The sequence below is a fragment of the Nocardioides ureilyticus genome, assembly GCF_051280745.1.
GTDB lineage: Bacteria > Actinomycetota > Actinomycetes > Propionibacteriales > Nocardioidaceae > Nocardioides.
Window position 1 is genome coordinate 15,334 of sequence record NZ_JBNCOG010000003.1, and the last position, 12,730, is coordinate 28,063.

At 72.3% G+C, this 12,730-nt stretch carries 12 protein-coding genes and 2 tRNA genes; 13 read left to right on the forward strand and 1 reads right to left on the reverse strand.

Features of this window, described 5'->3' with window-relative positions; genetic code table 11:
• Window positions 1-64: 64 nt before the first annotated feature.
• From gyrB to ACSMHG_RS02415, 11 genes are all read left to right on the forward strand, one after another.
• Entirely contained in the window at window positions 65-2,254 is a 2,190-nt protein-coding gene (gyrB, locus tag ACSMHG_RS02365) for a DNA topoisomerase (ATP-hydrolyzing) subunit B (protein WP_435741763.1), read from the forward strand.
• Between the two features lie 51 nt (window positions 2,255-2,305).
• Window positions 2,306-5,089, forward strand: a complete 2,784-nt coding sequence (gene gyrA, locus ACSMHG_RS02370) for a DNA gyrase subunit A (protein ID WP_435741764.1) — start codon at window positions 2,306-2,308, stop codon at window positions 5,087-5,089.
• Window positions 5,089-5,652: a DUF3566 domain-containing protein gene (locus ACSMHG_RS02375; RefSeq protein ID WP_435741766.1), complete on the forward strand. Its 564-nt coding sequence runs from the start codon at window positions 5,089-5,091 to the stop codon at window positions 5,650-5,652. The genes gyrA and ACSMHG_RS02375 overlap by 1 nt, the downstream gene beginning before the upstream one ends.
• Window positions 5,653-5,750: 98 nt before the next feature.
• A tRNA-Ile gene (locus ACSMHG_RS02380) sits at window positions 5,751-5,827 on the forward strand.
• 85 nt (window positions 5,828-5,912) lie between these two features.
• Window positions 5,913-6,041: a DLW-39 family protein gene (locus ACSMHG_RS02385; protein ID WP_435741768.1), complete on the forward strand. Its 129-nt coding sequence runs from the start codon at window positions 5,913-5,915 to the stop codon at window positions 6,039-6,041.
• A gap of 46 nt (window positions 6,042-6,087) precedes the next feature.
• A tRNA-Ala gene (locus tag ACSMHG_RS02390) sits at window positions 6,088-6,163 on the forward strand.
• 161 nt (window positions 6,164-6,324) lie between these two features.
• The gene (locus tag ACSMHG_RS02395; RefSeq protein WP_435741769.1) at window positions 6,325-7,101 is read left to right on the forward strand and encodes a hypothetical protein; all 777 of its coding nucleotides are present in this window, start codon (window positions 6,325-6,327) and stop codon (window positions 7,099-7,101) included.
• 21 nt (window positions 7,102-7,122) lie between these two features.
• Window positions 7,123-7,878, forward strand: coding sequence for an SURF1 family protein (locus tag ACSMHG_RS02400; RefSeq protein ID WP_435741771.1), 756 nt, complete (start codon window positions 7,123-7,125; stop codon window positions 7,876-7,878).
• Window positions 7,875-8,294 (forward strand): DUF3817 domain-containing protein, encoded by a 420-nt coding sequence (locus ACSMHG_RS02405; protein ID WP_435741772.1) that lies wholly within the window; start codon window positions 7,875-7,877, stop codon window positions 8,292-8,294. Before ACSMHG_RS02400 ends, ACSMHG_RS02405 begins: the two co-directional genes overlap by 4 nt.
• A gap of 19 nt (window positions 8,295-8,313) precedes the next feature.
• Window positions 8,314-9,141 (forward strand): patatin-like phospholipase family protein, encoded by an 828-nt coding sequence (locus ACSMHG_RS02410; protein WP_435741773.1) that lies wholly within the window; start codon window positions 8,314-8,316, stop codon window positions 9,139-9,141.
• Between the two features lie 36 nt (window positions 9,142-9,177).
• Complete coding sequence (locus ACSMHG_RS02415; protein ID WP_435741774.1) at window positions 9,178-10,200, forward strand: 1-acyl-sn-glycerol-3-phosphate acyltransferase; 1,023 nt, start codon at window positions 9,178-9,180, stop codon at window positions 10,198-10,200.
• A 30-nt stretch (window positions 10,201-10,230) separates the two neighbouring features.
• Here the strand turns inward: ACSMHG_RS02415 and ACSMHG_RS02420 are convergent, their stop codons facing one another.
• Window positions 10,231-10,953, reverse strand: coding sequence for a hypothetical protein (locus tag ACSMHG_RS02420; RefSeq protein ID WP_435741775.1), 723 nt, complete (start codon window positions 10,951-10,953; stop codon window positions 10,231-10,233).
• Window positions 10,954-11,156: 203 nt separating this feature from the next.
• On the opposite strand from ACSMHG_RS02420, the gene ACSMHG_RS02425 reads away from it, so the two are divergent.
• Together ACSMHG_RS02425 and ACSMHG_RS02430 are read left to right on the forward strand one after the other, a co-directional pair.
• Window positions 11,157-11,663 (forward strand): peptidylprolyl isomerase, encoded by a 507-nt coding sequence (locus tag ACSMHG_RS02425; RefSeq protein ID WP_435741776.1) that lies wholly within the window; start codon window positions 11,157-11,159, stop codon window positions 11,661-11,663.
• Between the two features lie 13 nt (window positions 11,664-11,676).
• On the forward strand, window positions 11,677-12,636 hold the full coding sequence (locus ACSMHG_RS02430; protein WP_435741777.1) for a rhomboid family intramembrane serine protease: 960 nt from the start codon (window positions 11,677-11,679) through the stop codon (window positions 12,634-12,636).
• The last annotated feature ends 94 nt before the right edge of the window (window positions 12,637-12,730 follow it).

A 12,730-nucleotide genomic window follows, 5' to 3' on the forward strand; every position in this document is an offset into this window, starting at 1 on the left:
CTTCGCCGCCGGATCCCCCACAGCCGCAGGTCGTGACGTGTCCAGAGGCGTCCCAGGCGGTAGCATGGCAGCGGGTCGCCTCGTGCGACCCGTCCCATGTCCGGCTCCCTGTGAAGCCGGCCCGGCTCGCGCAGAAGAGGTGGACGTGTCCGAGGAGACCCCCGTCGACGGATCCCCCGCTCCCACACCCCCGCCGGCCCCCGTGCCGCCCGCCGCGGAGTTCGAGTACGACGCCTCGGCCATCCAGGTGCTCGAGGGCCTCGAGGCGGTGCGCAAGCGCCCGGGCATGTACATCGGTTCCACCGGCGAGCGGGGCCTGCACCACCTGATCTGGGAGATCGTCGACAACGCCGTCGACGAGGCGCTGGCCGGCCACTGCGACCGGATCGTCGTCACGCTCCAGGGCGACGGCGGGATCCGCGTGGAGGACAACGGTCGTGGCATCCCGACCGACACCGCGCCGGGCCAGGACGTCCCGGCCCTGACGCTGGCCCTCACCGTGCTCCACGCCGGCGGCAAGTTCGGCGGCGGGGGCTACAAGGTCTCCGGTGGCCTGCACGGCGTCGGCGTCTCGGTCGTCAACGCGCTCAGCAGCCGGCTGGTCGCCGAGGTGAAGAACCGCGGCCACCTGTGGCGGCAGACGTTCAACCTCGGCGTGCCGGACGGGCCGCTGGAGCAGGTGCGGGCGATGGAGCCGGGCGAGCGGACCGGCACCACGGTCACCTTCTGGGCCAGCCCGGACATCTTCGAGACCACGCGGTACTCCCTGGAGACCATCACCACCCGGATCCGGGAGATGGCGTTCCTGAACAAGGGGCTGGAGATCGTGGTCCGCGACGAGCGGCCCGCGGCCGACGACCTCGCCGACGCGGTGGAGGACGAGACGGTCGCCGACTCCGTCGAGGAGGCCGCGGGTGGCATCCACCGCGGCGAGGGCGGCGGGACCGAGCAGGTCTTCCGCTACGAGCGCGGCCTCGTCGACTACGTCGAGCACCTCAACCGCAGCAAGCAGGCGGCCAACCCCTCGATCATCTCCTTCGAGGCCGAGACCGCCGCCGACGTCGAGAACCACATGAGCCTCGAGGTCGCCATGCAGTGGAACACCTCGTACAGCGAGTCGGTGCACACCTTCGCCAACACGATCAACACCCACGAGGGCGGCACGCACGAGGAGGGCTTCCGCGCGGCGCTCACCTCGCTGGTCAACCACTGGGGCGAGGAGTGGGGCCAGATCAAGAAGCCCGAGGACCGGGTCAAGGGCGACGACATCCGCGAGGGCCTGACGGCGATCATCTCGGTCAAGCTCGGCGAGCCGCAGTTCGAGGGGCAGACCAAGACCAAGCTCGGCAACACCGAGACCAAGGGCTTCGTCCAGCGGGTGACCAACGACCAGCTCGGTGCCTGGTTCGAGCAGAACCCGGCCGAGGGCCGCGACATCGTCCGCAAGGCCCAGGCCGCGGCGCACGCGCGGGTCGCCGCACGGAAGGCCCGCGAGCTGGCGCGCTCCCGCAAGGGGCTCCTCGGCGGTGGCGGCCTCCCCGGCAAGCTGTCGGACTGCCAGTCGACCAACCCGGTCGAGTGCGAGGTCTTCATCGTCGAGGGCGACTCCGCGGGCGGCTCGGCCCGGCAGGGTCGCGACCCGCGGATCCAGGCGATCCTCCCGATCCGCGGCAAGATCCTCAACGTCGAGAAGGCCCGCATCGACAAGGTGCTCGGCAACGCCGAGGTGCAGTCGATCATCTCCGCCCTGGGAACCGGCATCCAGGAGGAGTTCGACCTCGAGAAGCTGCGCTACCACAAGGTGGTGCTGATGGCCGACGCTGACGTCGACGGCCACCACATCAACACCCTCCTGCTGACGCTGCTCTTCCGGTTCATGCGGCCGCTCATCGAGCACGGCCACGTCTACATGGCGCAGCCGCCGCTCTACCGCCTGCGGTGGAACAAGCCGCACGACCACGAGTTCGTCTACTCCGACGCCGAGCGCGACGCGCTGCTCGCCGACGGCCAGGCGGCCGGCAAGAAGCTGCCCAAGGAGAACCCGGTCCAGCGCTACAAGGGCCTCGGCGAGATGAACGCGAAGGAGCTGTGGGAGACCACCATGGATCCCGACCAGCGGCTGATGCTCCAGGTCACGCTCGACGACGCCGCCCACGCCGACGAGATCTTCTCGATCCTCATGGGCGAGGACGTGGAGCAGCGCCGCTCGTTCATCCAGCGCAACGCCAAGGACGTCCGATTCCTCGATATCTAGGCGTCTAGCCCTGTTCCTAGATACGAGTAGAACGACCGAGAGAGAGCAATCGTGACCGAGACGCCCACCGACGGCGGCGCACCCCTGGGACCCGGCGGCCGGATCGAGCCGGTGGAGCTGCAGACCTCCATGCAGCGCGCCTACATCGACTACGCCATGGCGGTCATCGTCGGCCGCGCGCTGCCCGACGTCCGCGACGGCCTCAAGCCGGTGCACCGCCGGGTGCTCTACGCGATGTACGACGGGGGCTACCGGCCCGACCGCGGGTTCTCCAAGTGCAGCCGCGTCGTCGGCGACGTCATGGGTCAGTACCACCCCCACGGCGACTCCGCGATCTACGACACCCTCGTGCGGCTGGCCCAGCCCTGGGTGATGCGGGCCCCGATGATCCAGGGCCAGGGCAACTTCGGCTCGCCCGGCAACGACGCGGCCGCCGCGATGCGGTACACCGAGTGCCGGATGGCCCCGCTGGCCATGGAGATGGTCCGGGACATCGACAAGGAGACCGTCGACTTCCAGCCGAACTACGACGGTCGCTCCCAGGAGCCGGTGGTCCTGCCCTCGCGGATCCCGAACCTCCTGGTCAACGGCTCCGCGGGCATCGCGGTCGGCATGGCCACCAACATCCCGCCGCACAACCTGCGGGAGGTGGCCGCGGGCGCCCGGTGGGCGCTCGAGCACCCCGACGCGACCCGCGAGGAGCTGCAGGACGCGCTCATCGAGCGGATCAAGGGGCCCGACTTCCCCAACGGCGCCCTGATCGTCGGGCGGCAGGGGATCGAGCAGGCCTACCGCACCGGCCGCGGCTCGATCACCCAGCGCGCGGTGATCGAGGTCGACGAGGACGCCCGCGGCCGGACCTGCCTGGTCATCACCGAGCTGCCCTACATGGTCAACCCGGACAACCTGGCCCTGAAGATCGCCGAGCTGGCCGACTCCGGCAAGGTGCAGGGCATCGCCGACGTCCGCGACGACACCTCCGACCGGACCGGCCAGCGCCTGGTCGTCGTGCTCAAGCGGGACGCCGTCGCCCGGGTGGTGCTGAACAACCTGCTCAAGCACACCGAGCTGCAGACCAACTTCAGCGCCAACATGCTGGCCCTCGTCGACGGGGTGCCGCGCACGCTCAGCATCGACCAGTTCATCAGCAACTGGGTCACCCACCAGGTCGACGTGATCCGCCGGCGCACCGAGTACCTCCTGCGCGAGGCCGAGGAGCGCGCACACATCCTGCGTGGCCTGGTCAAGGCGCTCGACCTCCTCGACGAGGTGATCGCGCTGATCCGCCGGTCCCCCGAGGTGGACGACGCCCGGGACGGGCTGATCGAGCTGCTGGAGATCGACGAGATCCAGGCGATGGCGATCCTCAACCTCCAGCTGCGCCGCCTGGCCGCCCTCGAGCGGCAGAAGATCATCGACGAGCTGGCCGAGATCGAGCGCACCATCGCCGACCTGCAGGACATCCTCGCCAACGTCACGCGGCAGCGTGCGATCGTGGCCGACGAGCTCGCCGAGATCGTCGAGAAGTACGGCGACGACCGACGCAGCCAGATCATCGCCGCCGACGGGGACCTCTCCATGGAGGACCTCATCCCCGACGAGGACCTCGTCGTCTCGATCACCCGCGGCGGCTACGCCAAGCGCACCCGCGCCGACCAGTACCGCACCCAGAAGCGGGGCGGGAAGGGCGTGCGCGGAGCCAGCCTCCGCGGCGACGACGTCGTCGAGCACTTCATCGCCACCACGAACCACCACTGGCTGCTCTTCTTCACCACCGCCGGGCGGGTCTACCGCACCAAGGCCTACAACCTCCCGGAGGCGTCGCGGGACGCCAAGGGCGGTCACGTGGCCGGCCTGCTGAGCTTCCAGCCCGACGAGTCGATCGCCCAGGTGCTGGCGATCCGCGACTACGACCAGGCGCCGTACCTCGTCCTGGCCACCCGCAACGGCCTGGTGAAGAAGACCCGCCTCGGGGACTACAACAGCCCGCGGCAGGCCGGCGTCATCGCGATCAACTTCCGCGAGGACGACGACGAGCTGATCGGTGCCGAGCTCGTGAGCTCCGAGGACGACATCCTGCTGGTCTCCCGCAAGGGCCAGGCGATCCGGTTCCGCGCCGACGACACCCAGCTGCGGCCGATGGGCCGGGCCACGTCCGGCGTCTCGGGCATGAAGTTCCGCGACGGCGACTCGCTGCTCTCGCTCTCGGTCATCCGGGCCGCCCAGGTGGCGGCCGAGGAGGCTGCTGGTCTCAGCGAGGAGATGGACGACTCCGCCCGCGTCGAGGCGACCGCCGAGCAGGTGGAGGAGGTCAAGCCGCAGTTCGTCTTCACGATCACCGACGGGGGGTTCGCCAAGCGCACCCGCATCAACGACTACCGCCTGCAGTCCCGGGGTGGGCTGGGCATCAAGGCGATGTCGCTGACCAACGAGGACCGTGGCGGACTGGTCGGCGCCTTCATCGTCGAGGACGGCGACGAGGTCCTCTCGATCACCCAGAACGGCCAGGTCGTGCGCAGCCCGATCAACGACGAGTTCCGCCCGACCGGGCGCTCGACCATGGGCGTGAAGTTCGTGACCCCGAAGAAGGGGGACAGCGTCGCAGTGGTGGCGCGGTCGGTGGAGGCCAAGGTCGAGGACGAGGTCGAGGAGGCGGCCGAGGCTGCCGCCGAGGAGGTCGTCGACGCCGTGGCCGACGACCCCGCTGTCCAGGCGGCTGCCGTGGAGACCGCCGACCTCGAGCAGGACGTCGAGTCGGCCGAGACCGCGGATGCGGAGCCAGGTGCAACAATCGACCAGACCGCTGCGACCGACCCGGGAGAGGGTGAGGACTGATGTCCGACCGCCCAGCTGAGCGACCCTCGACCGGCGGCATGACCCGCACCGAGGAGACGGCCGTCCGGCCCGGCCTCGGGGAGCGGATCCAGGCGCGGATCAACAGTGCCGCCGACGAGCACCGGGCCAACGCCACGAGTGCGCGCGGGCCGGCCCAGGCCCCGCGTCCCGCCGCCGGTGGACCGCGGAGCCCGCGTCGCGCGCGGCTGCGGCTCACCAGGGTCGACCCCTGGTCGGTGATGAAGACCGCGTTCTTGCTCTCCATCGCCTTCGGCGTGGTGACCGTGGTGTCGGTGTTCATGGTCTGGTCCGTGCTCGGCGCGGCCGACGTCTGGGAGTCGATCAACCGGACGGTGCAGGACGTCGTCGGTGGCGAGCAGGCCGGCACCTTCGACATCGAGGACTACCTCGGCACCTCCCGGGTGCTCGGTTTCACGATGCTCGTCGCCGCCATCGACGTGGTCCTGCTGACCGCGGTCGCGACGCTCGCGGCGTTCCTCTACAACATGGCCGCCGCCCTGCTCGGCGGCGTCGAGGTGACCCTCGCCGAGGACGCGCACTGAGCGGTGCGGCGCCGCACCACCCCGTTTTGGGAGCCGTTCGAGCGGTGGGGTAGTGTTCCCCCTCGGTCGCGCGGCGACCGCCCGGCAGCGGCCGGAGCGGGCCTATAGCTCAGACGGTTAGAGCGCTTCCCTGATAAGGAAGAGGTCACAGGTTCAAGTCCTGTTAGGCCCACCACCGCACGACCAGCGCCACATCGCCAGCACGAGACTGCCAGCCTGAGACCGCCAGCACAGCCCGCTCTCGCCCCGGAGGCCGCCCGATGAAGAAGCTCCTCCTCCTCGCCCTGGCTGCCGCCGGCGCCGCCGTGGCGAAGAAGAAGTACGACGAGGGCCAGCACGAGCAGGCGCTGTGGGCCGAGGCGACGGACAGCGTCCGCGCCTCCTCCTGAGGAACCAGTCCTGCCGCACCACACCCGCCGCCACCCGCGCGGCATCGGGGCCTTGGCGCAATTGGTAGCGCACCTGCTTTGCAAGCAGGGGGTTAGGGGTTCGAGTCCCCTAGGCTCCACCACCTCGCGGACCACGCGCCTCGCCGGCGTCGTCGTCGCGGCGGCGCTCCTCGGTTCCCTGGCGGGGTGCACCGACGAACCGTCGGAGCCGCTCCCGGCGCCGAACCCGTCCGTCCCGACCGCCACTCCGGAGTACGACGCCCGTGCGGAGGCGGCCGCAGCCGTGCTCCCGCTCGTCCCGGCGTCGGCGAGGTCGCTCTCGGTCACCGACCTGGGCCGGGTGCGCCTGCAGCTCGGCCTGCCCGAGGTCGTCCGCGAGCAGCGGTCGGCCGCGGAGCGGGCGGACTTCTGGCAGCGCGCCGGCCGCGAGGCGCCGCTGCTCACCGGCGGGCTGCTGCGCCCGGTCGACGCCCGGCTGGCCGCGGAGTACGGCTTCAGCCAGGACGACGTGCAGTGGGAGGCCCGGTTCGACGGACCGGACGGCCCGGGCTGGGTGCTCTCCTTCCGGCTCGGCATCGACATGGCGGCGGTGCAGCGGGCGGTGACCGACCGCGTCGGCCCGCTCGCCGGCGCGGAGGTGGTCGCCGAGGACAGCCTCGTGGTCCTCGGTGCCACCGCGGACGGCGGCTCGTCCTGGGCGGCCGACCCGTCGCTGACCGGCCTGGTCGGCACGCCGGCGGAGGCGACGTACGTCGAACGTGGCTGCGTCGAGCCGGCGACGGGTGTGGACACCTCGCGGCTCGAGCCGCTCGAGGCGTGGTCGGTGGCGCTCCACGGCGAGCTCGCGACCGCCCGGCTCGGCGAGGGCCGCAGCGACGCGTTCGAGCGGATGCGGCTCTCGGAGACCTGGGAGGCCGGCAGGCCGTCGTTCAGCGACGCGCTCCGCGGCGGGGTGGCCGATCCCGGCACCGGCCGGGTCGGCTACCGGGTCGTGGACCCGGGCACCGCCGCCGAGCTGGTCCTCGACCGGACGCTGCCCTTCGCGGCCTGCGCCTCCTGACCCGTCCGTACCATGGAGGGCGTGCTCCGCCTGCTCGCCCCGCGACTGTGGGCGGGGCACCTGCTCGCCGTGGTCCTCGTCGCGGTGGCCTGCGCGCTGGGCGTCTGGCAGCTCGGCGCCTGGCAGGCGCACCGCGACGCCGAGGCGGCCGACCTGAGCGCCCGCCCCGCGGTGCCGCTGACCGCACTGATGGGCCCCGACGACCCGTTCCCGGGCGACCGGGTGGGCCAGCCGGTGGAGGTCGAGGGGACGTGGGTGCCGGACGGCAGCGTCCTCATCCAGGGCCGGGAGCGGGACGGCGACGCCGGCTACTGGGCCGCCACCCCGGTGGAGATCGGCGGTGTCGGTGGTGCGGCTCTCTACGTCGTGCGCGGGTGGGCCGCGACGCCCCAGGACGTCCCCCCGCCGCCGACCGGCCCGGCGGCCCTCACCGCCTGGTTGCAGCCGACGGAGGGGACGAACGACGTCGACCCGGACCGCAGCGACGACGTGCTGCCCCAGCTGCGCACCGCCGACCTCGTCCAGCACGTCGACCAGGACGTGTACGGCGCGTTCGGCGTCGCCCGCGAGCCGGTCGGCGGGATGATCGCCGCCGAGCTCGCCCAGCTCCCCGAGGCGTCGGTCTCCACGGGGCTGAAGAACTTCCTGTACGGGATCGAGTGGTTCGTCTTCGGCGGCTTCGCCGGGTTCATCTGGTGGCGGTGGACACGTGACGAGCTCCAGCGGGGCGAGCGCGAGGAGGGTGCCGTGCCCGAGGAGGTAACCTCCAGCCCGTGATCGACGACGACGAGGGCGCGGACCCTGGCCTCAGCAGCGCTCTGACGCGCTACCGGTTCATGGCCACCGTCGTCGGCGTGCTCCTCGTCGTGCTCTGCCTGGTCGGCGTGCCGCTGGCCAACTTCGACGGCACCGGGATGTGGGGCTTCATCGGCAGCACGCCGGAGCTGGTCAGCCCCGGGTCGACGGCCCAGGAGGTCGGGGAGGCGATCACCGAGTACCTCGGCGTGGCCCACGGCTGGCTCTACATGATCTTCCTCGTCATGGCCTTCCTCCTCGCCCGCCGGGCCTACTGGGACCTGCGCTTCACCCTGGTGACGCTCGTCTGCGGAACCATCCCGGTCCTGAGCTTCTGGGCCGAGCACCGCGCGACCGAGCGGGTGCGTGCCCAGCTCGGCGAGCCGGTTCGCGGCTGACGCCGGACCCGAGCGCCCCGTGACCACGGCCTTCGTCCTCGGCGGCGGGGGAGTGCTGGGCGCGGTGGAGGTGGGCATGCTCCGCGCCCTCCTCGAGCGCGGGATCGCCCCCGACCTGGTCCTCGGGACCAGCATCGGCGCCCTCAACGGAGCGATGGTGGCCCGGCAGCCGACCCTCGACGTGATCGACCGGATGGCACGCCTGTGGGACGACGCGCGCCGGGCACCACGGGAGGTGTACGGCGACCGCCCGCTGCGGTCGGTCCGGCGCGCGGTGGCGACGGGGACGCACCTGTACTCGGCCACGCCGCTGCGCCAGCGGCTCGCCGAGGAGTTCGGCGAGGTGACCTTCGAGGAGCTGCCGGTCCGCTTCCAGGTGTGCGCGGCGAGCATCGAGCGCGCCGCGGAGCACTGGTTCGACTCCGGCCGGGTGGTGGACGCGGTCGTCGCGAGCGCCGCCGTACCCGGGCTGCTCCCGCCGGCGCGGGTCGGTGACGAGCACTTCCTCGACGGGGGCATCGTCAACTCGATCCCGGTCGCCCGGGCCGTGGCGCTCGGGGCGCAGCGGGTCTTCGTGCTCCAGGTGGGCCGGATCGACCGGCCGCTGCGGGTGCCGCGCCGGCCCTGGGAGGTCGCGCGGGTCTCCTTCGAGATCGCCCGGCGCCACCGCTTCCACCGCGAGCTCGAGGAGCTGCCGCCGGAGGTCGAGGCGCACGTGCTGCCGGCGCGCGGCACCTCGGGCCGCGACGACACCTGGCGGGCGACGCGGGACTTCTCCAGCGTCCAGGAGCGGATCGACCGGACCTACGATGCCTGCGTGGAGTACCTCGACCGAGAGCTGGGCTGACGTGCCCCTCGGCGTCCCGGTCGATGCGGCGCCGGCGTGCTGACCTGGGCCCTGCGCCGGCTGGTGGTCGCCCCCGTCGTCGTCGCGTCCACGGTGCTGCTGTGGGTCACCGCGCCGCTGTGGCTGCTCGTCGCGGCCGCCCTCTCACCGCTGCTGCCCGGGCGCTGGCGGGCCCTGCGGCTGGCCTGGATCGCCATCGTCTACCTGACCATGGAGGCGCTGCTCCTGGTCGTTCTCCTGGGCATGTGGCTGGCCGCCGGCTTCGGGCGGCGGGTGCGGACGCCGTACTGGGAGGGCATCCACTACGACCTCGTGCAGGGCGTGATGTGGGTGTTCTTCTCCGAGGCCCGCCGGGTGCTCCGGCTCAGCATCGCCACCGACGGCCCCGCCCCGGACGCCCACCCGGGCGTGCCGATCGTGGTGTGCTGCCGCCACGCCGGTCCGGGTGACTCCTTCACGCTCATCCACGCGCTCATGCACTGGTACGCCCGGGAGCCGCGGGTGGTCCTCAAGGACACCCTCGCCTGGGACCCGGCGATCGACGTGCTCCTCGGCCGGATCCCGGCGCGCTTCGTCACGCCCGGACGGCCGGGCACCGACGTGGACGCCGAGATCGCGGCGCTCGCGACGGGGCTGGACGAGAACGACGCGTTCGTGATCTTCCCCGAGGGCGGGAACTTCACGCCCGAGCGGCGTCAGCGGGCGATCGACCGACTGCACCGCCTGGGCCTGCACGCGATGGCGGAGCGGGCCGAGCAGATGACCCACGTGCTCGCGCCGAAGCCGGGTGGCCTGCTGGCCGCGCTCGACGCGGCGCCGGAGGCCGACGTGGTGCTGGTCGCCCACACCGGCCTCGACCACCTGCTCACGATCGGCGACGTGTGGCGCGAGCTGCCGATGGACAAGCGGATCACCATGCGCTGGTGGCAGGTCCCCCGCTCGGAGATCCCCGAGGGCCGCGAGGCCCGGATCGAGTGGCTCTACGGCTGGTGGGAGCAGATCGACGCCTGGGTGGCACAGAACCGGCCGGAGGATCTCCCCTCCGGCCGGTCCCGGTGACTGCTGGGGGCGGTCGCCCCTACTGCCCGGTCACGACTTGAAGTCGCCGTCGACCTCCGTCACCTCGGCCGGCTGGTCCGGCGTGGTGACCTGGTGCGGGGCCTCCGTCGCATCCGCGATCGCCTCGTCGGGGGAGGCACCGCCGACGTCGTGGGCGACGTCCTCGGCGACGGAGTCGGCCAGCGGGGTGTCGGCGGTGGCCGTGCCGGCCGGCGCCGCGGGCGTGGTGCCGGGGGTGCTGCTGGCGGGCGGGTTGGCGGGCACGTACGACGACTGCCAGTTGTCGCTCGAGCCGCCGCCCTGCACCTTCTTGGCCACCACGGCGACGAGGCCGGCGAGGCCGGTGAGGAGCAGCAGCTTCTTCAGCCCGCCGCCCTTCTTCTTCTGCGGGACCGGCTTGCCGGTGAGCTCGGCGACCTTGAGCGAGGCCAGCGTCTTGGCGGCAGTGGCCTTGTCGCCGGCGACGGCAGCGCCGGCGGTGACCAGCGGGACGGCCTTGTCCCGTGCCTCCGCGACGACGGGGCCGGCCTTCTCGCGAGCGTCCGCCAGGCTGGTGCTGGCCCGGGTCCGGGCGTCGGCGAGGGCCGGAGCGGCCTTCACCTTGGCGTCGGCCAGGGCCGGGCGTGCGGTGCTCTCGACGAAGTCCTCGACCGCCTCACGGGCCTGGGCGACGGCGGCCTCGACCTGGGGCCGAACGGTGTCGACGTAGTCGGAGGCCTGGTCGAGGAGGGACTTCTTCTTGCGCAGACGCATCGCGTCACTTCCTCTCGTTCGGTCATGGTCTGTCGATCGCGGACCGCACGTGGGGCCGCCCCGGGGGCCGGTTGCCCGCCCGTGCGAGGATCAACGGGTACGGCGCGACGAAGCCGCCGTACGCCGTGCAGTACCCACTCGTGGCGCGATCGGAACCCCGGGCGCCGCGCTCCTCACCCGTCCGCGACACGCGAAGGACATCCATGGCTGACCAGCAGGCCGTTCTGAAGACGAACAAGGGCGACATCACCCTCAACCTCTTCCCGGACCACGCCCCCGAGACCGTCAAGAACTTCGTCGGGCTCGCCACCGGCGAGAAGTCCTACGACGCCGGCAACGGCCGGTCGGGACCGTTCTACGACGGCCTGATCTTCCACCGGGTCATCGACGGCTTCATGATCCAGGGCGGCGACCCCCTCGGCACCGGCACCGGCGGCCCCGGCTACACCTTCAAGGACGAGCCGCACCCCGAGCTGACCTTCGACAAGCCCTACCTGCTGGCGATGGCGAACGCCGGCCCGGGCACCAACGGGTCGCAGTTCTTCATCACCCTGGCGCCCACCACGTGGCTGAACTTCAAGCACACCATCTTCGGAGAGGTCGCCGACCAGGCCTCGCGCGACGTCGTCGACACCCTCGGGAAGGTCAAGACCGGCCCCGGTGACCGCCCGGTCGACGAGGTCGTCATCGAGAGCGTCGAGATCCGCTGAGCCTGCCGCACCGGTGACCCAGCCACCCGTCGACCCGCCCGCCGGGCCGTCGAGCCCCGAGGCCGGGGTGCCCGTCTGCTACCGGCACCCCGGCCGCGAGGCCCACATCCGCTGCCAGCGGTGCGGCCGCCCGATCTGCCCCGACTGCATGCGCGACGCGGCGGTCGGGTTCCAGTGCCCTGACTGCGTCGCCGAGGGCGCCCGCAGCACGCGCAGCGGCCGCACGGCGTACGGCGGGATGCGGCCGACCAACGCCGCGCTCACCTCGATGGTGCTGATCGCGCTCAACGTGGTCGTCTGGCTCGCGATCCTCGCGACCGGCGGGCGGGGCAGTCGCCTCCTCGACGCGCTGGCGCTCCGCGGGTCGGGGCTCTGCTCCGCCGAGGACGGTCTCTCCTACTTCCCGCGCGTGCCCGACGCCGAGGTCTGCGCCACCGTCGCCGGCACCCAGTGGATCCCCGGGGTGGCCGACGGCGCCCTGTGGCAGGTGCTCACCTCGGGCTTCACCCACGTCACCGTGGTCCACATCGCGTTCAACATGTTCGCGCTCTACGTCCTCGGGCCGCAGCTCGAGCTCGCGCTGGGACGCGCCCGGTTCCTGGCGCTCTACCTGCTCTCGCTGCTGGCCGGGTCCGCGGTCGTGCTGTGGGCGACCCCGGAGCACTCCTCGACCGTCGGCGCCTCCGGCGCGATCTACGGTCTCTTCGCCGCGCTCTTCGTGATGGCCCGCAAGGTCGGCGGCGACCTGCGCCAGCTGGGCGCGCTGATCGCGATCAACGTCGTGCTGACCTTCGCCGTCCCGGGCATCTCCTGGCAGGGCCACCTCGGCGGCTTCCTCGGCGGAGCGGTGGTCGCGGCGTTGCTGGTGTACGCACCCCGCGGACCGCGCCGGACGACGTACCAGGTCCTCGGGCTGGCTGCGGTCGCGGTGGTCGTCCTCGGCGCCCTCGCCGCCTACGTCCTGCTGGCCTGAGCCCGGCGGCTGCGGCTGCGGCCGTCCCCCCGCGCCCACCCGGCCCACCTGGCCCACCCGCACCGGCCCGTCCGGACCGACGCCAGCACAGGCC